The organism is Nostoc sp. DedVER02, assembly GCF_034530675.2.
Taxonomy (GTDB): Bacteria; Cyanobacteriota; Cyanobacteriia; order Cyanobacteriales; family Nostocaceae; genus Nostoc.
Map to the genome: position 1 here is coordinate 1 of NZ_JAVRCP020000050.1, position 21314 is coordinate 21314.

Annotated in this window: 10 protein-coding genes and 2 pseudogenes; 4 read left to right on the forward strand and 8 right to left on the reverse strand. The window is 41.1% G+C overall.

Features of this window, described 5'->3' with window-relative positions:
• Positions 1–366: pseudogene (locus RMZ41_RS28790) on the forward strand (photosystem II q(b) protein); the annotation flags it as partial.
• A 211-nt stretch (positions 367–577) separates the two neighbouring features.
• Here RMZ41_RS28790 and RMZ41_RS28795 read toward each other — a convergent pair.
• The 6 genes and pseudogenes from RMZ41_RS28795 to mfd form a co-directional block, all read right to left on the reverse strand.
• A complete protein-coding gene (locus tag RMZ41_RS28795) occupies positions 578–1147 on the reverse strand; it encodes a hypothetical protein (RefSeq protein ID WP_322641923.1) in 570 nt (189 codons plus the stop codon).
• A complete protein-coding gene (locus RMZ41_RS28800) occupies positions 1147–2532 on the reverse strand; it encodes an AAA family ATPase (RefSeq protein ID WP_322641924.1) in 1386 nt (461 codons plus the stop codon). Before RMZ41_RS28800 ends, RMZ41_RS28795 begins: the two co-directional genes overlap by 1 nt.
• A 222-nt stretch (positions 2533–2754) precedes the next feature.
• Positions 2755–3075, reverse strand: a pseudogene (locus tag RMZ41_RS28805) (TRCF domain-containing protein); the annotation flags it as partial.
• 11 nt (positions 3076–3086) lie between these two features.
• A complete protein-coding gene (locus tag RMZ41_RS28810) occupies positions 3087–3425 on the reverse strand; it encodes a type II toxin-antitoxin system RelE/ParE family toxin (protein WP_322641925.1) in 339 nt (112 codons plus the stop codon).
• Positions 3409–3672 carry a hypothetical protein gene (locus RMZ41_RS28815; protein ID WP_322641926.1) on the reverse strand — a complete coding sequence of 88 codons (264 nt, stop codon included), beginning with the start codon at positions 3670–3672 and terminating at the stop codon, positions 3409–3411. The genes RMZ41_RS28810 and RMZ41_RS28815 overlap by 17 nt, the downstream gene beginning before the upstream one ends.
• A gap of 122 nt (positions 3673–3794) precedes the next feature.
• On the reverse strand, positions 3795–7376 hold the full coding sequence (mfd, locus tag RMZ41_RS28820) for a transcription-repair coupling factor (RefSeq protein ID WP_322641927.1): 3582 nt from the start codon (positions 7374–7376) through the stop codon (positions 3795–3797).
• A gap of 240 nt (positions 7377–7616) precedes the next feature.
• Between mfd and RMZ41_RS28825 the strand changes: the two genes are divergently transcribed.
• A complete protein-coding gene (locus RMZ41_RS28825) occupies positions 7617–8942 on the forward strand; it encodes a hemolysin family protein (RefSeq protein ID WP_322641928.1) in 1326 nt (441 codons plus the stop codon).
• A gap of 106 nt (positions 8943–9048) precedes the next feature.
• On the opposite strand, the gene RMZ41_RS28830 is transcribed toward RMZ41_RS28825, so the two are convergent.
• Together RMZ41_RS28830 and RMZ41_RS28835 are read right to left on the reverse strand one after the other, a co-directional pair.
• On the reverse strand, positions 9049–10230 hold the full coding sequence (locus tag RMZ41_RS28830) for an aldo/keto reductase (RefSeq protein WP_322641929.1): 1182 nt from the start codon (positions 10228–10230) through the stop codon (positions 9049–9051).
• A 305-nt stretch (positions 10231–10535) separates the two neighbouring features.
• Positions 10536–16481, reverse strand: a complete 5946-nt coding sequence (locus RMZ41_RS28835; protein ID WP_322641930.1) for a non-ribosomal peptide synthetase — start codon at positions 16479–16481, stop codon at positions 10536–10538.
• A gap of 1713 nt (positions 16482–18194) precedes the next feature.
• Between RMZ41_RS28835 and RMZ41_RS28840 the strand changes: the two genes are divergently transcribed.
• Together RMZ41_RS28840 and RMZ41_RS28845 are read left to right on the forward strand one after the other, a co-directional pair.
• On the forward strand, positions 18195–19622 hold the full coding sequence (locus tag RMZ41_RS28840; RefSeq protein WP_322641931.1) for a sugar transferase: 1428 nt from the start codon (positions 18195–18197) through the stop codon (positions 19620–19622).
• A 185-nt stretch (positions 19623–19807) separates the two neighbouring features.
• Positions 19808–21241, forward strand: a complete 1434-nt coding sequence (locus tag RMZ41_RS28845) for an oligosaccharide flippase family protein (RefSeq protein WP_322641932.1) — start codon at positions 19808–19810, stop codon at positions 21239–21241.
• The last annotated feature ends 73 nt before the right edge of the window (positions 21242–21314 follow it).

Here is a 21314-nt window from a genome sequence, read left to right on the forward strand (position 1 = left end):
GGTCAAGAAGAAGAAACCTACAACATCGTTGCAGCCCACGGTTACTTCGGTCGTTTAATCTTCCAATACGCTTCCTTCAACAACAGCCGTTCACTGCACTTCTTCTTAGCAGCTTGGCCTGTCGTCGGTATCTGGTTCACCGCTTTGGGTATCAGCACGATGGCGTTCAACTTGAACGGTTTCAACTTCAACCAATCAATCATTGACTCTCAAGGTCGCGTTATTAGCACCTGGGCTGATGTAATCAACCGCGCTAACTTGGGTATGGAAGTAATGCACGAGCGTAACGCTCACAACTTCCCCCTAGACTTAGCTGCTGGTGAAGTTACTCCTGTAGCAATGACTGCTCCTGCTATCAACGGTTAATTCTGAAGATTTAGCTAAATAAGAAACGCCTTCCAGAAATGGGGGGCGTTTTTTTTGCTAGGTGAATTAGTTTTTTTCTAGTTTAGTTTATAGCCATCACTTGGAGTGAGAGCAAAACGCGATCGCACTGCCGAAAACCAAGCGATTTGTCGGATCGAGGATAGTCTGGGGCAAGTTGGGAAATTTTTACATAGTGACATTATTTTCTCCCTCAGATCAAATGATTGAATTGAAGATAATGTGGAGAACTGATTTTTAGCATCCGCTCTGGACTGTCATGAGCATCAGTTATTTTCTCCCGTGTTGGTTTCTTATGAATGTTTATATTTCTGATGGTGACAAAGCGATAGATATAAGTGTTAAGGAAATTCTTTTGTCCCCAAAACTCTTTACCAATTTTTTCGCAATAGGCGACAAAACACTGAGTGCCCTTAAGTTGCTGAATGATTTCCCGTTCTGTGCTTGTGCTAGCCTTTGCTTTCATCTCAATGCAGAGGATGACCTTTTTCTTGCCAGTATCAGCAACAATGACAAAATCCGCACGTTTGCATTCACCACGGTTTCCTTTAAAAACTGTATCTGGTGACTTAAATTTATCTGCATTGATGATGATGACCTCATCATCATCGGGCATCCCATAAATAGTTACATCGTAATTGGCAGGTGGAGGTTCTCTGAGTATGACCTTATTTTTGCCGTAACCATCATCTTGCAATGAAACTATAGCGGTTTTCTTGATCATCTCTTTGAGAATAGCAATATCAGTTAATCCATCAGACATTACTCCTCACTCCAGACGATCGCTTCCTGAATCCGGTTCATCGTTTCGATGGTTGTATCAAAGCTGCGGGCTTCAATACCCAGTTCTGGGCTGATGTTGGCTAGTGTCAGGGTCTGGCATTTAGTTTTTTTTGTTTCGCCGTCTAGTATTATTGATACTTTTTCTGCGATATAGACTTTGATTTTTTCAGAAGAGATCAGTTCCTCTTGTCGATAACCTTCTACTTGGGCAATTCGCTTCAGATGGGGTTTATCGTGGTTGAGCATGATCAGCGTATTCAGTTCTTTGATAATGTAATCACTTTGGGTGGTGATGAAAACCTTAATACCAAGGTTCACCAGTTGGGCGAAAAGCCGTGCGATGCGGCGCTGGTTTTCAGGGTGTAGGTTCATCTCAGGTTCATCCACCATCAGTAAATCACCAACCTGGGCTTTGTGTCTCAGGTAAAAGCCAATATTTAGTAGAGAACGCACGGCGCTAGAACTTTCATCCATAGAAAGCTTGATCCGTTTACTATGCGGCTCATAATAAAGTTGATCATTACGGGTGACTGTGTATTTACCACCAATGATGTCGGCGAAATCAGCCAACACATCGGGATGGTTCTCAGCAATGAAACTGCTTTCTGGGAAAATTGTCTCCAGTTCCCCCATAAAATCTACATTTTTTTCTACTGGGAGTGCATAAGCCTGGTATACGTTAGATAAAAGCTCTCTTGGATTGATGTTTTTATCAGCCTGAGCCATTTCTTTGAGCAAGCGATTGCGGGCGAAATTCAACTCTTTGCGAAAAATGGCAGCACCAGTTCGTTCTGCACTAGCGATGAAAGGGTTAGGAAGAAACTGCTCAAAAATGATATCTTTTAGTGCGTCCGCAATGGTGCGCTTAAGGCTGTCGTTGGGGATTTTTACCTTCTTTTTCTCAACAAGCAGAGTTACAACTAATTCTGTGCTTTTTTCACTTTTGGTAATAGAGAAAAGTGATGCCTCGCCGGAGGTAATTTCCCGAGTAAAATCAAAAGCTAAACTAATATTTTGGATATCCAGACTTACCTGAAAGTCTGTTGTTTTAAATCGTTCTGCCCGTGCTGCAAAAATCTTCGGTAATTCCTGAGTATAGGCTTGACAACCTTTAGTAACAATCTGCTCAGACTGTTTAATATATTCTTGTATATCAAGACGAATTGTGCCGTCTGCAAGGAGCTGCTTGATCTTATTGGCGTTGATTTGGATCGTAAACATTCGTCGCCAAGTAGACAAAAAGCCAAACAACGCATAAGTAGCGTAGGTCTTGCCCGTATTATTGTAGCCACAAATGATTGTCAGGTCGCCAAGTGTGAATTCGGCTTGCTTTAAAGCACCAAGATTTTTGACTTTAATTTTCATTGCCGTATTCCTTTAGGGATCATTCCTTAGCATCACTCTCCAACCATACTTTCGCCTAAAACTAGCAGCAACTTGGGCGAGCGCACTCAGAAAATACCTTTCTAAATACGGCATAGTCAAGAAGTGACCGCTATTTGAGCGATCGCATCTTAGCATTAACCTTTAAATCATATCCCCACTGGGATTTAGAGGTCTAACTATTTATTCAGACGGAAACACCGCTCAAACAATAGCCACCTCTGGAATCGCACCTTGCATTCTCCCAAAAGCATCAATCAAATTCTGTAATTATTGATCTGCTTTGAAAACTCCTAACCCGCGCACCGTCACTTTACCAGGAGAATACACAAAGCGCGTCTTGAGATTGTCTGGTAAATTCGCTGCTAATAAATTCCAAGCAGGTTCTTCCATTGGCGTTTCTAAAACGACGTGCTGCTTTTGTTCTGGTTTAATCCGGCTAAATCCGAGTTTTTTCGCTAGCTGTTTGAGTTCCATGACTCGCAAAAGTTGATTTGCAGAGACTGGTAAAGTACCATAGCGATCGCCTTGAAATCCTAAACTTCACCTTCTAACTCTTCTAGGTCATCTACTGTCAGTGGTGCTTGGCCACTGTGGCGCACATACAACACATTAACTGTAGTACCACGAATCGTAAAAAGTACTCGGTATATATTTTTGGCTTTCCCATAAAGGAGTTGACGTACTTCTTCTGGAAAAATTTCATGTTCGACTGCTAAAGCACAACGTTGGGGCTTCTCTTGTAGGGTAGCAATAGTATTCATCAATCCTCGAAACCAACGATCGGCAAATTCAGGATTCCGCTCTCGATACCAGCGATAAGCTTGTTCAATCTGAGTTTCTGCGATTGGGGTAATTTCAACCTGAAATGCCATACTTTTGCTGCATTTCTTGGACGAAATCCCCAATGGGGCGAGTTTTACCAGCGTTGAGTTCCTCGAAACCTTGTCCAATACCAGCAATTGTTTCCAGCTGATCAATCAGTTGACGTAATTTGGTAGGGTCGATTTTGCCAGGATCTAGAAAGGTGACGAGAACTTGGGAGCGTTCGCTAACATCTGGCGGTAGCTGGGTGAAGTGAATTTCTCCATCCTGATAAATGCCTTCGATAGTTTTTATCATGAGTTGAAGTTGGTTAATATTTCCTTTAATTCTACCAACTAGGCTCAAAAGGCTGGGTCTGGAATTCCAGCCTGCTCAAAATGGCATAGGTTTCCACTTAATAACTAATCTTTTTCTCCCAATTAAACACCAACTGCCTCTGGAATCGCACCTTGCATTCTCCCGAAAGCATCAATCAAATTCTGCAATTGTTGATCTGCTTTAAAAACTCCTAACCCGCGCACCGTGACTTTCCCAGGAGAATACACAAAGCGCGTCTTGAGATTGTCTGGTAAATTCGCCGCCAATAAATTCCAAGCTGGTTCCTCCATCGGCGTTTCTAAAACGACGTGCTGCTTGTTTTCTGGTTTAATCCGGCTAAATCCGAGTTTTTTCGCTAACTGTTTGAGTTCCATGACTCGCAAAAGTTGATTTGCCGACACTGGTAAAGTACCATAGCGATCGCTCCACTCGGCTGCAATCTGATTTAATTCTGATTTAGATTTAGCTGTAGCTACCGCTCGGTATGCACTCATTTTTTGATCCAAATCGGTAATATAATCTGCGGGGATAAATGCCGTGAGATTAAGATCAATCTGGGTATCCTCCACTTTCGGAATTTCTTGTCCACGGATTTCTCGAATTGCTTCTTCCAGCATTTCCATGTATAAATCGAAACCGATGGCATCCATTTGGCCGGATTGTTCTGCACCTAGCAAGTTACCCACGCCTCTAATTTCCATGTCGCGCATTGCTAGCTGATATCCAGAACCTAACTGAGTAAATTCCTGAATCGCTCGTAATCGTTGCCGTGCTGCGTCAGATAATGCCCGTTGCTTCGGATAAAATAACCAAGCATGAGCTTGGATACCTGCACGTCCTACACGACCGCGTAACTGATACAGTTGTGCCAATCCAAAGCGATGAGCATCTTCAATCAAAATCGTGTTGACTCGCGGAATATCTAAGCCAGATTCAATAATTGTCGTACAAACAAGGATGTCTGCATCGCCATTACTGAAAGTGAGCATGGTTGATTCTAACTCGCTTTCATCCATTTGACCGTGAGCGATCGCAATCCTAGCCCCTGGTAACACTTCTCGTAAATTGGCTGTTGTCTCTTCAATTCCATCTACTCGTGGAACTACATAAAAAACTTGTCCACCTCTGTCTAATTCTTGACGAATTGCACTACGGATAGTTTCGGAATTTATCGGTGACAAATGAGTTTTAATCGGTCGTCTAGTTGGCGGTGGCGTGGTAATCAAACTCATTTCCCGAATTCCTGACAAGGACATATATAAAGTCCGGGGAATGGGAGTAGCGGAGAGGGTAAGCACGTCTACTTCAGTTTTCAAGCTTTTAATTTTTTCCTTCTGGTTGACCCCAAAGCGCTGTTCTTCATCCACCACCAACAATCCTAAATCCTTGAAGGCCACACCTTTACCTAAAATTTGATGTGTACCAACTACTACATCTAATTCACCCGTTGCCAATCGCTTTTGAATATCACGGCGTTCTTCAGCCGAGCGAAAACGGTTGAGTAAGCCGACATTCACAGGATAGGGTGCAAAACGTTCTTTGAGTGTATGGTAGTGCTGCTGTGTTAAAATTGTCGTTGGCGCAAGGAGTGCCACTTGTTTACCGGCGGTGACTGCTTTAAAAACAGCACGAATCGCCACTTCCGTCTTTCCGAAACCGACATCGCCACAAACTAAGCGATCCATTGGGCGATCGCTCTCCATATCGCGTTTCACATCTTGGACAGCTTTGAGTTGATCCGTTGTGGGTTGGTAGGGGAAAGAATCTTCTAATTCTTCCTGCCAAGGCATATCACCTGGAAAGCTAAAACCTTGTTGTTTTGAGCGCGCTGCATACAGTTTCAACAAATCCACCGCTAATTTTTTGATCGCTTTGCGGACTTTATTCTTGGTATTTTCCCAAGCCTTTCCAGTCATCCTGTTGAGTTCCGGTGCTTTATCACCTCCGGCGCGGAACCGGGATAAAGCCCCTACTTGATCGGCTGCAACTCTAAGTAACCCATCAGCATACTGCACCACCAAATAATCACGGGTTTCGTTATTAATTGTCAAACTTTCCAGCTTGACAAATTTGCCAACACCATGATTTCTGTGAACTACATAATCACCTGGACGCAGTTTATTGGGATCGACTTGCTTAGAAGTAGCTTTGTGGCGCTTGCGGATATAGCCGGGAGTCGCCAAAGAATGCTGCCCAAAAAATTCCCGATCTGTAACGATTACTATTCGGTATGTCGGCAGGATAAAACCTTCTAATTCCGCAAGACCAGAATATTTTAGGGCTATGGGAGTATGGTTGATTTGTAGTTTATCTATTGCTTGGTAGTCGCGGGGATTGGGGATAAACTGAGCCGGACAATCGTGTTCTTGCAACAGCGAGACAGAACGCGAAGGTTGGGCAGAAAGCAGCCAGATAGAAAAATTGCGATCGCGTTCTTGGCGAATGGTTTCAGCTAGTTTAGCAAACTGATGTGGCGTAACTGGCAGCGATCGGCTGGCAAGGTTGATCCCACTATTTTCCTCTGAAAGTTCCGATAAATATAGTGTTTTAAACTTGGCAACATCAACCAAACACTCATCAAAAGACCGATGAATTTTCGGCAACGTTAGGGAAGTAGAGATAGATTCTTCCCCATTCCCCATTCCCAATGCCCCATGCCCCATTCTCCATTGTTCCTGGGCATTTTCTACCCAGCGATCGCTATGAGCATGGCACTGTTCTGGCTCATCAATGGCAATCAGGGTATTTTCTGATAAGTAATTTAGCAAAGATGCTGGTTGCTCGAAAGCCAACCCCAAAAAACGACGACTACCTTCCAAGAGTGATGAGTTCTCAGGACTAATTTCTGAGTTAATTTCTGACTCAGCACTCAGCACTCGGAACTCAGCACTATTCTTGAGTGCAGCCATCACGATGGGAGCAAAGCTAGTAGGGGTAAGAATTAACTGGCCAACTTTATCGAGGGCGGAACGTTGTGTTGCTGGGTCAAATTCCCGCATTTGCTCAATTTCATCGCCAAACCATTCCAGCCGGACTGGGAACTCAGATGACACTGGAAACACATCAACAATATCACCCCGTCGGCTCCATTGCCCTTCTGTTTCCACCAAAGGTACTCGTTCATATCCCAGAATAGTTATTTTTTCACTGAAAGCATTCAAGTCTAATTCCATCCCCCGCTTCAAGGTCAGACAGAATTGCCCAAAAGCCTCTGGTGGTGGTAAATGCGGTTGCAGCGCCCCCTGAGTAGCCACAATCGCCAAATTTGTCATTTGTCCTTTGTCATTTGTCCTTTGTTCTTGGTTTGTTTCTAATGAAAACTGACTAATGACTAATGACTCTTGCCTTTTGAGCAAATCCGCCAATACCTGCATTTGCCCCCAACTCATCTCAGTTTCTGGGTCAAAAGGCTCGTATGGAGAAGCCTCGGAGGTGGGGTAAAAATGTACTGTCTGCCATCCCATTGCCTCTAGTTGTGCATAAACACGTCCAGCTTCTTCTAGAGTCGCGCAAACCACAAATAAATCTTTACCCTGAGCCTGTGCCAATGCCGAAGCGACCAAACCCTTGGGCAATCGAGAAATGCCATTTAAGCGTAATTCTTGTTGTCGGTTTAGCTTAGAAATAAATTCAGTAGTCAGTGGCGATCGCACTAAGGCACGCACAATAGAAGAAAATGACATAAGTACTACTAGCGGTGGGAGTCTTTGTGAGTCAGAAAATTTTGAGGCAGTTTATGTCAACTATTTTAAAAGTGTTGACAGTCTTCTTATTCTTTGGATGGAAGAATAATCTACAGCAATTAATAAACTTAAGAGCTATAACTACTACTTTGTGTACAGTCAAAGCATTTATAGAAGCACCTTTAATACTAGATACTAGGTATTGAGCTACATTCGCTCTGATAAGCGGCAATTTTAAACATGTCCTCCATCACTTTTGAAATTTTAATCATTTTGGTGCTAATTATTGCCAACGGCGTGTTTTCTATGTCTGAGATGGCCATTGTCTCAGCCCGGAAAGTTAGGCTACAGCAACTTGCCAATCAAGGAGATGCCAAGGCAAAGGCAGCATTGAAACTAGCTGAGTCTCCAAATCATTTCCTGTCAACCGTTCAAGTGGGTATTTCCCTGATCGGTATCCTGACTGGTGCTTTTGGAGGAGCAACAATTGCCAATCGAATGGCAGTCTATGTAAAACTTGTGCCTTTTTTAGCACCTTATAGTGAACCGCTATCTTTTGGCATAGTGGTTTTGCTCATTACCTATTTGTCACTTATTGTTGGCGAATTGGTACCGAAGCGTCTGGCATTAAATAATCCAGAAAGGATTGCCTCGATTGTAGCGATTCCGATGCAAGCTTTGGCCGCGATCGCTTCTCCGGTAGTCTTTCTCTTAAGCGCTTCTACAGATTTGATCCTACGAGTGCTAGGAATTACAGCTTCTACTGAGCCGCAAGTCACCGAAGAAGAAATAAAAATCTTAATTGAGCAAGGCACTGAGGCGGGAACCTTTGAGGAAGCCGAACAGGATATGGTAGAGCGAGTTTTTCGTTTAGGCGATCGCCCCGTCAGCTACTTAATGACACCCCGCCCTGATATCGTCTGGTTAGACTTAGACGACTCTCCCGAAGAAAATCGCCAAAAAATGGTTGATAGTGCCTATTCTCGCTATCCAGTTTGTCAGTCAGGACTTGACAATGTGTTGGGTGTGATCCCTGTTACTGACTTATTAGCTAGGAGTTTCCGAGGAGAACCATTAGACTTGACAGTGGGATTGCGGCAGCCCGTATTCGTGCCAGAAAGCACCCGTGGTTTGAAAGTTTTGGAATTGTTCAAGCAAACTATCACTCACATGGCGCTAGTAGTGGATGAATACGGTGTAATTCAAGGATTAGTCACTCTCAACGACATCATGAGCGAAATTGTCGGTGATGTTCCTTCAACAGATGGACAGGATCAACCCCAAGCCGTGCAACGCGAAGATGGTTCTTGGCTTTTGGATGGGATGTTGCCTGTAGAAGAGTTTTTAGAACTTTTCGGTATGGAAGAGTGGGAATCTGAGGAACGCGGCAGTTATCAAACCTTGGGCGGTTTTGTGATCACCCATCTAGGTCGTATTCCTGCCGCAGCAGATCATTTTGAATGGCAAAGTATGCGAATTGAAGTGATGGACATGGATGGAAACCGCGTAGATAAGGTGCTAGTCGTGCCGAAGGCAACTAAATCAGCAGATAGAAAATCTGACTAGGGATCAAAGAAGACGCGATTAATCGCGTCTGTACAGGAGTTAGAAATTATTTCTCGCCCCATGCCCCATGCCCCATGCCAATTCCCAATTTCCAATTCCCAATTCATCAAGTCTTAGATAGACGCTTAACAGCCTCACCCGCCAACATCTGATGCGCTTGTTCTAGAAGTTGGGGGATTTTATCACCGTGGGGATTGTGGGCGAGACATTGCCGCAAGTTTAATTCGTCTAACCGATCGGCTTTATTACCAGGAAACCAGTGACCGCCATTACCAAGGAGGTTGTAGCGCATTTTGGCATAATCTACCATATCGTAGGCGATCGCTAAATTTCGCAACCACAAAATCACCCGAATGTTAACCTCACCAGGGGTTTTGTCAAAGGTTGGTAGATTTTTTTCCCAGGATTTTACCCAATCTTCTCCCAAAGTAGCGATCGCTTCTAACTCCAACCTGGCTAAAATTGGTGGCAAAATTTCTGATGCCCGATCTACTAACTCTAAAGTCTTCAAGTGTTCATCAAAATCTTCTGGTTTTGCTGCTCCCACACTCAGAGTATGCACCTCTTGATGACTCAAACAAAACAAATCATTAAACACCATTGGACTCAATGGGGCGCAAAGATCCACTAATTTTTGTGGAGGTTCATACAATAAACCACCTTTATTAGATGGACTAATAATAAACACCCCCATATCGTGGCGTTTAGCTGCTTCAATTGCCGCCCAATTCCATTGATTAATGTAGTACCAGTGCAGGTTCACGTAATCAAATAGATTGGTATTAATTGTCTGCACGATAATATCTGTTGAACCGTGTGTAGAAAAGCCAATAAATCTAACTTTTCCCTCAGCTTGCAACTGCTGTGCTACTTCCAAACAGCCACCAGGACGGATGCTGTAATCTAATGAATCAGTATGATTGATCCCATGTAATCCTAAAAGATCAACATAATCTAGCTGGAGATTTTTTAATGATTGTTCAAATGTTTCGCGGAATTCTTTCGCATCTGCCTTTGGGCCTATTTTAGTTTGAACAATTAACTTTTCACGAGGAAACTGCGGCAATATTCTTCCCAATTGCATTTCGGAAGTACCATAACCACGAGCAGTTTCAATATGATTTATTCCAACCTCAACTGCCCTTCTAATCGTCGCTTCTAGATTCGCCTGATTATCAGCAGGAATCTCATAATTGGGAACATCTTCCCATTTGAACTGATATCTCATGCCACCGCAAGAAAACACTGGCATCTGTAATTCTGTGCGTCCAAATCGTCTATATAGCATCAGTAAATTGTGGATTGCTTACTAACATAAAACCTAAAAATGACATTCATTCAAGCCTACAGCGTCACAATAATTACCTCTGTTCCATCTGTGACACTAGCAAGATTTATTGCATATTAAATCGGTCAAGTCTTTTGGTTATTGGACTGTGACTAATATTCCTGTTCCACAGAATAATTATCTCATCCTAGTTACCACAAGCAAGCGTTTTTCGATTATTCGCCCAATTTGTGTTTAGACCAAGAAATGCAAAAGTCACTCAGTAGTGCTGAGTTGTGTGAAGATACACCGAGGGAAAAGTGAAATTAGGATTTTGGAGGCTGTGCCTGAGTTAAGCAATTTCTTAATATTTCGGCTAACACCTGTACGTTGGGTTCCTTAAGTAGGTCAAGGTGAGATCCGGGAACGTAATGAATATCTAATCCTTCAGTCACTAGGTTGCCCCAGCCGAATTGAGGATCGTATCGTGTGCCTATAGCTTCATCTCGATTAGCATCTTCTGTTCGTAAGAGGATAGCTCGACCAAGGTAAGGTGAAAATATATATTCACTGACGGCTTGAGTATTAGCATTTATAATTTTTAAATGCTTGTCAGTTTCAACCAAAGGAAGCACATCTTCCAAATAACCTCTATATTTATTTTGAAAATTCTCCTTACGCCAATGGCTCCATTTCAAAACCTTTTGCCAAAGGTAGCTAGGCCCTTGCTGAACTAGATTTTTGAAATGTAAAAAAAGTCGTTTGAGAAATGGCATTCGCCAACTATAACCTGGACGACAACTATCAAGCATAACTAGAATACCAACTTGTTCGCCTTTCTCTTGGAGTTGCCGAGCCATCTCGAAAGCAACTACACCACCAAAAGAATAACCTCCCAAAAAATAAGGGCCATCGGGCTGAAGGGTTTGGATTTCTTGAAGATAGTAAGTTGCCATATCTTCAACCCGTGTATGGAAAGGGTGTTTTTCATCTAGCCCTCGTGGTTGTAGTCCGTAGAATGGTTGCTCTGAACCTAGATGCAGAGCCAATTCACGGAAACATAAGACTTCTCCACCCAGTCCATGAATACAGAAAAAAGGTGGCTTGGAACCGTTGGGTTGAATTTCAACCAAGGATGACCAGCTAAATTTTAATTGGTCTAAAGTATTTCCTAAAGACAATTTGTTTGCTAAATCTTCTTGGCAGATTATTTTGGCTAGAGCCTCTACAGTTCCTGATTGGAAAAGAATCGCAAGAGGCAGATTTTTACTAAATGTCTTCTCGATTTGCCAAAACAGTTTTACTGCTAAGATGGAGTGTCCTCCTAGCTCGAAGAAGTTATCCCTGACACCAATGGGCTGGACACCTAAAATTTGTTCCCAAATCTGTGTTAACTGGCGTTCCACTTCATTGCGGGGAGCAACAAAGGTGGCTTCCGGCTCTTGCCTCGATGAGTCTGGCGCTGGTAGGGCACGACGGTCTACCTTGCCGTTGGGGGTTAAGGGCATGTTGTCCAGCAAAACAAAAGCCGAAGGTAACATGTACTGGGGCAATTTTGTCGAGAGGAAGCGCCGGATATCACTAATCGCAGTTGATGAGTCCTGGTTCGGGATAATGTAAGCCACTAAACGTTGATCCCCAGGGACATCTTCACGGGCAATGACTACAGTTTGGAGTATATTTGGGTGTTGGGCTAACACCGTTTCAATTTCCCCTGGCTCTATGCGTATGCCACGGATCTTAACTTGATGATCTCGGCGACCGAGAATTTCTAGAGAGCCATCTGGACGATAGCATCCGCGATCGCCTGTATAATAAAGCCAATCCTGTGGCTCGTTCCGAAAAGGGTTCTTAACAAACCGAGAACGGTTTTCTTGCTCGGCATTGATGTAGCCCAAACTGCGGAATGGTGTTCGGATCACGATCTCACCCGGTTCACCAATACCACACGGTTGCTGATTTTGTGTAAAAATTAGTGCTTGGGTTTGAGGCAGCGGCAACCCTACTGGCTGTACCCCTGGTGTACACTCAACAGGTACTCGGTAATAACACTTTGCCAAAGTTGTCTCTGTCGGCCCATAGAGATTAACAATTTCACCTGATTCTGGAAAAGCATCTCGCCACCGAAGTACAAGTGTTTCTTTGAGAGGTTCTCCAGCTAAGAACAACCAGCGTAAGTTACGTAAAGATACTCCTGACGGCACATTCGCTAACCATAATTGCGCCAGCGAAGGAACTGTGTGGAGTACAGAAATTTGCTCATTTTCTAAGTAACAGAGAATTCTAGTCGGGTCTAGGTTATCCCCTTCTTCTGGTAAACATAGAGTTGCACCACTAGTCAAAGGTAAGAAAATATCTCTGAGGACGACATCAAAGGAAAGACCAGTTAATTGGGCAACGCGGTCTTGCTGATTAATTTCAAAGGTCTGCCGCTGCCAGTTAAGAAAATGCGCCAGTCCTTTATGACACCCTAATACCCCTTTAGGTACACCAGTAGTACCAGAAGTAAAGAAAATATAAGCTGCATCGTCAGCAGCAATTTCAGGCAGTTTTACTGTTTCAATGCTTTTTTTGAGTGAATTTTTCGCTTCTCCTGTGTCTGGGTTTACACAGATAATAGTTAAAGACTCCCATATCTTTTCGTCTTCTGGGCGCTGACCATCAATATATAGTATGTATTTAGCTTTAGCTTCCTGTAGCATGAGCCTCTGGCGTTGGCTGGGAAGTTGGGGATCGAGGGTGAGTAGCACACCGCCACTCAAAAGTACGCCAAGCATACTGGCAATCAGCCCAAAGCTTCGTGTCCCAAACACGGCTACAACATCTCCCCGCTCAACTCCGTAAGACAACATAACCCGTGCTAAGGTTTGAGCTATTTTGTCTAATTCCCCATAGTTCCAATTCCGAAATCCTTGACGGAGTGATAAATGTTCTGGGGTGCGATTTACCCAAGAGGTAAACATTGTTGTTGCCAATTCATACTTTGGTTCTGGCAAAATTGCCCTTGGCTCTGGCAGCAAAGGTTGGGCTTCTGGTGTGACAAGCGAATATAGACTAATTTGCCTCTGTGGAGCCGCAACAATTTGATTCAGTAAGTGATGGAATTGATGAAGCATTTCCATCATCCGCTCTGAAGTAAACAGATCGGTGTTATAGACTAAATCAAGTTTGATTCCTTGGTTTTGTTCTGTAACGTACAGAGTTAAGTCGAACTTGGAAGCTGTTTCTAGCATCGAGACTGGTTCGATAGTCACTCCAGGTAGTTCCAATTGGATGTCCCTTAAGTTGAGCATATTAAACCACACTTGAAACAGTGGGTTGCGACTGGTATCTCGCTCTGGTTGCAGTTCTTCTACCAGTTTCTCGAAGGGCATATCTTGATGGGCATAAGCATTTAATGCCATCTGGCGAATTCGATTTAGCAGTGAACGAAAACTAGGGTTGCCAGCAAAATCAGCCCGTAAAACAACGGTGTTAATAAAAAATCCGATTAACCCTTCAATCTCAGAACGGTTACGGCCGGCAATGGGAGAACCGATGAGAATATTTTCTTGCCCAGTGTAACGGTGCAATATTGTCCCAAAGGCCGCCAGTAATGTCATAAATAGAGTCACACCCTCCTGATGCGAGAGTTCTGTAAGTGATGCACTCAACGTTTGAGGTAGCATCAGAGACTGGGTTGCTCCTTGGTAAGTTTGCACTGGTGGCCGTGGTCGGTCAGTAGGCAATTCCAGTACAGTATTAGCACCTGCTAACTGAGTTTTCCAATAGTTAGTTTGGCTGGAAAGTACCTCACCTGATAACCATTGGTGCTGCCACACAGCAAAATCCGCATACTGAATGGGTAATTTTGCCAAGGGTGAAGGCTCACTGCTCAAAAAGGCTTCATAAAGCGCTATTAACTGCTGCCAGAGAATACCGATTGACCACCCATCTGAGGCGATGTGGTGCATCATTAACAAGAGTATATGCTCCTGTTCGTCTACCTGGAGCAAAGTCGCTCGCAGCATTAAGTCAGATTTTAAGTTGAAGGGGCGTTGCACCTCTTGATTTAGGAGAAATTCTACTTGCTTTTCTGTTACCTTAATAATTTTGATTTCCACTGCCCGAGGCGTGCCGATTATTTGTACGGGGCTACCATCAGGTGATGTAATAAAGTTGGTTCGCAGAGCCTCGTGATGGACTACGATCGCATCTAGTGATTGTTGTAATACACCCACATTTAATTTGCCCGTTAGACGCTGTGCATTGGAAACGATATATGCTGGGCTGTTGGGTTCCAACTGTTCCAAAAACCATACTCGCTGCTGGGCAAAGGATAAAGGGGCTGATTCCCGGTTGGCTAATTGGGGAATAGTCTGATTTTGGGGATCGTTTTCTTGAGTTTGGTTTTGAGCGAACGCTTGAGCTAAAGTAGCGATCGTTGGATTCTCAAATAATACTTGCAATGGTATTTCTATCTGAAAGGCTTGGCGAACCCGAGACATGACTTGAGTGGCCAGCAGTGAATGACCTCCCAATTCAAAAAAATTGTCGTGGATTCCTACTTGTTGCAGACGTAAAACTTTTGCCCAGATTCTAGCTAAGACTTCTTCTGTAGCGTTCTGGGGTGGAACAAAGTTAGTAGACAGCTTAATATCAGATATATCCGGTGCTGGCAAGGCACGGCGGTCTATTTTACCGTTAGGATTTAATGGTAAGGTGTCCAAAAATACAAAAAAACTAGGCACCATGTATTCAGGTAGCCGAGTTTCCAAAAAGCGGCGTAATTCAACCTGGCTAGGGGTCTGCTGTGGATTGGCAACAATATATCCAACTAGCTGCTTATCTCCAGGAACATCTTCTCTGGCTATGACCAAAGTCTGTATCAGTCCCGGATGTTGACCTAGTACGGCTTCAATTTCTCCTAATTCAATTCGAAAACCACGTATTTTTACTTGGTGGTCAATACGACCAAGAAACTCGATATTCCCATCGCTTAAGTAACGTGCCAAGTCCCCAGTTTTATAAAGACGTGCCCCAACTTCAGAGCTAAAAGGGTTGGAAATGAACTTCTCTGTGGTTAATTCAGGACGGTTAAGATAGCCTCGCGCTAGACCAATACCCCCAATATGCAGTTCACCTGATTCACCAACAGGTACAGGCTGCAAATTTTCATCAAGGATATGAATCTCTGCATTGGCAATGGGGCGACCAATGGGAGCAATAGGATAATTAGTCCCACGTTTGCAAGTCCAAAAAGTGGTATCAATGGAAGCTTCTGTTGGCCCATAGCAATTATGGAGAACATTGTCCAAATTCAGTTGAGCGAAGAAGCGTTCTATGAGTTCGCTAGGTAAAGCTTCACCACCGCAGGTAATATGTTTGAGAAATCGGCAATTCTCAATTCCCTTTTCTTCTAGTAAGACACGTAATATGGAAGGTACTAAGGCTAAGACAGTGATTTGCTGCTCAGTAATCACCTTCACAAGGTAGGCTGTGTCTTGATGTCCACCTGGGGAAGCCACGATCAATTGCCCTCCAAAGCACAATGGCCAAAATATCTGCCACACTGAGGGATCGAAGCTAAAAGAAATAGTTAGTAAAACCTTATCTGTCTGAGTTAATCTAAAGGTCGTTTGCCGCCAGGAAAGTTGGTTGCGAATACCACGGTGAGGGATCATTACACCCTTGGGCTGTCCTGTAGAACCAGATGTGTAGATTACGTAAATGAGGCGATCGTCTGTCGTTTCATTTACAGGATTTTCCTGACTATTTTGGGTGTTAGCTTGCCAGTTTGAGTCCAAACAAATTACTTGTGCTTGGTGCGGTGGTAGGTTGTTGAGTAATTTCTGTTGGGTTAACAAAACTGGTGCTTGGGTATCTTCCAATATGAAGACTAACCGTTCTGGGGGATATGCGGGATCTAAGGGCACATAAGCGCCCCCAGCTTTGAGAATACCCAGTATTCCTACGATCATCTCCAATGAACGCTCTACGCAAATACCCACAAGTACTTCAGTACCAACGCCTAAAGTACGTAGATGGTGCGCTAGTTGATTCGCTTGTTGGTTTAACTGCTGATAAGTAAGTTGTGTATCTTCAAATACAACAGCGATGGATTCGGGCGATCGCTCAACTTGCATCTCAAATATCTGATGGATGCATACATCCTGAGAATGAACTGCTTGGATGTCTTTGCATTCTTGTAGAACTTGAGTGCCAACGATCTGAGTTAAGGTATTTAACTGAGTATTTTGCTCATACCCTGAATCCTCGCTATTTATCTGCATTTGCTTATATCTCAACTCCATCCGAAAATAAAATTCTTTAAATTTCTTTATTAATCATTGTATATTTTTGTCTACTAAATTTTACGTTAAACAGCACATCAACTCCCTCAATCCCTTTAAAAGCTAGGGGCTATATAAACAAAGTCTGTTAGCCTTTAGAGATAGAGGCTGCGTGAAAGGCTTCTGCTTTGCACTACCCAGTGATAATATATACACTTTAAGAAATAATTAGTATTTCAAGTTTCCACTAATCAATTAAAACCATTTATTTTTAACACAGTAGCTAGCTAGAGCATTTTTAGACACCATCTTATTTTCACTAAAACTTTAAAACTGAAAACTAGCATTATTGCATTGTTGAGTTACACCCAGAGACAAGCATTTATTGCAGTTTTACTTTAATTGAAAAATACTTTTTAGTTTCATAATATTTAGCTTAAAGTTCGTATTGAATAAAATTTATCCTTTTTTGTTAAATTTTGCCGAATAAAAAATTATCGTTACCGAATCTTCATTATGTTTCTTCATATGTAAAAATAGTGTAAAGCCATAATTATAATTTGCTTAAGTAGTTGAGTAGCGATCGCAATCTGCATACGCTCAGAACACGTCAAAGAGAGAGTAAAGACTCATTGTTAGTGACTAGTATTCTTTACTCAGTAAGGAAACGACAATTGGGATCGGTAGAAGCCTTCGATTTTCCATTATCTATACAGTAAGCCTCATGATTTCTACATACATGAAAATTTGTCATTGGGGTAAAAGCAAGACGTAGAAAAAAGAGTGTTACACTAAGCTCAGTAAAACTATCACATCATCAGTTAGGCTTCATTTATGTCATTTTACTCGGGATAAGAAATGAGGTTAAAACCTTGCAGATTGACTTAACATCTGTGCCAAAATGTTTCAGAGGCATGATTAAAGCAACCTAAAATATTAGCAATTTAGACACAGAAAATTTTATTCACAAACATAACTCTCTCTGGTAATCAAAATGTCCACAATGCAGACATTACATGAATCACAGATATCAAACTTAAACTCTGATGATCTATTTTCATTAATCTGTGGCCAATTCTCAAGAGGTACTCATGAATATAGACGAAGTTCAACCAGCATCTCTAAATTATGTAAAGTTTTGTAACAATAAGCAAACTTTTGATGCATTTTGTTATATGTTATGAATGTAAGTTTTATTAATCAGTAATTATGCGTAAGCAAACAAAGAAATTCTAAGCACAAGTGAATTAGATAGCTAAACATGCTTAAATTCATCAAAAGTGCTATTCTAGTTGCAAAACGAAGTATAAATCTGCAATAGAACTGAAATACTACAGTTTTGATTATTACGTATATTACGCAATTAACCTAAAAATCTCAATATTTTTACCTGGACTACTTGATCATTAGCGTCAGGATTTCTATTTAAACATAAGTGAATTTACCAAAAAATCATTTTTTTGGCATCGAAAAGCAGAGTTTCCAGATTAAACTGATAATTATATCCTGTAACCAAAACTAAGTATCTGGGTAACAAACGCACTCAAGCTAAGTATCAGAAAATGTTTTTGCTCGAGAACTGAAAGTTACTTTGAAGAGAATTGTTGCTAGTGGACTCCAAAGGGTAAACTCTTTGGGATCAAAAATGTGATATTTGCCACTTGTTTTATATAAATTTCCATCAAACTTTAACTACACCAAGTGTTACCAACCATGAGTAATCAAAGCATTACAACAAATAAATTCAGTGAAGTTCCTTTGGATTTACGTGCATCTTCATTAGTCAGGGTACGTAAGGGTTCGTGGTGGTTGAGATTAACAACACTGTTTTTAGTAGATTATGCTCTTTTATCCTTAGCTTGGGTATTATCTGGGTATCAATTTACTCTGTACGTGCCAAGCAGTTACTTGCCAATTTTAATAACTATTGGAATTCAAATAGGCTCACTAGCTTTAGAAGGTATTTATCGAGAAGGTCAAAAACGCTATGACTATTTTAATATTGTCAAATCGTTGACTTTCGCTCATGGACTAATACTCCTAGTTTGTTTTTTGTATAAACCAGTCGTTGATATTACACGTCCTAAATTAATATTATTCTCTTGGTTACTAAGCGTATTCTTCATTTGCAGTGGTAGATATGCTGTAAATCTGACTCTTGAATATCTGCGTAAGCAGAAAAAAATAGTTCGTTCTTCTGTCTTCATTATTTGCGATCCTCAAGATCATGAGCAAATTGCTAGCTTTATCAAAAAGGAAAAGCACTATACGGTATCTGGAACTGCTAATGCTAGTTCATTAGACAGATATCAACGTCAAAAAACATTGAATCAACTTAATGAATTAGGAGTGACAGAGGTTTTTATCTCTTGGGATGCTCTAAAAAATAGAATGTTTTTATGCTGGTTATTTCAAGCATCTGGCATCCAAGTACATATTTTACCAATGGAATTAAAACCAATCTATAGAAATGTAGAATTTAGTAAAATAGGAGGAATGCCTTGTCTGAATTTAGATTGTCCTATAATTACAGGTAAAGATTTTTGGATAAAGCGTAGTTGTGATTTCTTTTGTGCAACTTTATTTGTAATGTTATCATTTCCTATTTATGTTGCTATAGCTATAGCTATAAAACTGGACTCTCCTGGGACAGTATTTTACAGACAAACCCGCATTGGTTTACATGGCCAACAGTTTAAAGTATGGAAATTCCGAACAATGAGGTCTGATGCAGACAAATTGCAGAAAGACCTGGAAGCTTTAAATGAAACTAAAGATGGAATTATCTTTAAAATTAAAGACGATCCTCGGATTACTAGGATAGGAAAATTTCTCCGTCGTTACAGCTTAGATGAATTACCCCAACTTTTTAACGTTATCCTTGGAGAAATGAGCATAGTAGGGCCTCGTCCATTGCCTACTAGAGATGTAGATAAGTTCTCTGAACATCATTTTATTAGGCATGAAGTTTTACCTGGTATTACAGGTCTTTGGCAAGTCTCAGGTCGCTCAAATATTTTAGATTTTGAGCAAGTGATAAATCTCGATCTTAACTACATTGAGAATTGGTCTCTTGGTTTAGACTTTGAAATTCTGCTCAAAACAGTTATGGTGGTTTTGAAAAAAGATGGTGCTTACTAATTAGCCTAAAAACTATAGTTGAAAATTAGGAATTATAGTGGTTATGTCATATATCCAAATATTGCAATTTCCACTGTAATTCTTCTTGACTTATATTTTTATACTTCAGATTAAGGAGGGATCACATAATTTCGCTTTGGTGATTATTCAAAATAAACTAATTAAACTGAATTAATAATTTAAGAATGGTCGAAAAGTATAAAATCATAAGTAACTCCCTGTCAATGATAGCTAACCGTTTAGCGCAAAGCATTACAGCTTTCGTACTAACCGCTGCTATTGCTCGTACTTTAGGAGCTGAGGCTTTAGGGCAGTATCTACTAGCGTATAGTTACTATTTCATATTTGTAGGCATTGCTTCACAAGGTTTAAAGACTTTATTCACTAGAGAACTAGCCCGTGAGCCAGAAAGAACTCCAGTTTATTTAATGAGTGGTACCTGGCTGCAATTAATATTTAGTTTCTTTAGTTATGGGGCTTTAGTGCTTGTAGTCTTTTTACTTCCTTATAGTTCCAAAACTTCTACTATTTGTTACATAATGGGCTTGACGATAATTCCCTTTGCGCTTTCCAATGTCACGGAATCAATTTTTCAAGCTCAGGAAAAGATGCATTTGATTGCGATCGCTACAATCCCAGTGTATATCCTACGCATAATAGTCATGATCTGGGCGATGCAACTGAAATACGGAATTGAATATTTAGGGGTGATTTTATGTTTTTCAGAAACACTAATTCTGGTAATTGAATGGATTTTGATAGCGCGTTTAGTCAAAATCCAATGGGAAATTGATGGGAATTTTGTATTTCATACAATTAAAAGTGCGCGCACATTTTTTGCTATTGAAGCAATAGCTGTAGTTAATAGTAGAATTCAAATTTTGATTCTTTCCTTATTAGGAAATGAGTTTTTAGTAGGTCTATTTGGTGGAATAGCACAATTGCTACAACCATTTTTGATTATTGCTAATAGTATAACTTTAGCAATTTTTCCTCGCCTTTCAAAGGCGGTAACTCAAGGACGCGAGCAGCAGAAGCAGATTACTGAGGGTATGATTGAAGTCTTACTAATGATGGGATTACCATTATTTATTGGCTTGTTATTTTTTGGTAAAGATTTACTAATTTTTGTTTATGATGCTAGTTTTTCTCAGGCAAATTTAGCCCTTAGCTTAAGTGCTGCGTCTTTAGTGGTATTGCCATTTATACGTCCATTATCTTATCTACTTGTAGCCAATGGTTTTGAGATAGTCAACCTGAGAGAAGTGGTAATAACCACTACATTAGGAAGCTTAATTGGTATAGTATTAGTTTCAGAATACAAGTTAATGGGTGCAGCTTTAATGGCATTATTAATGACTATTATTGGTTGTAGCCAGTATGTTTACTTCAGCTATTTTCACCTATTTTCATTAAATTTATGGCGAATTATGCGCCGACCCTTAATCATAAGTTTTTTAATGCTAACTATATTTATAGTGTTGCAAAAAATTAGATTAAACTTTATGTTCACTCTACTTATTGCAAGTACTGCCTATTGTTTATTTGCGGTTTATTTAGGTATTCGTGCTTTTGGTGGGTTTCGTTTTTTGTGGATGAAATTTTTAAAAGAGTCGTAGTTATTTAGTTTTAAATTACACCTTTAATTGATGTAACTTAGTGAAAAAATGATTTACTTAAAAATCTAGTTTT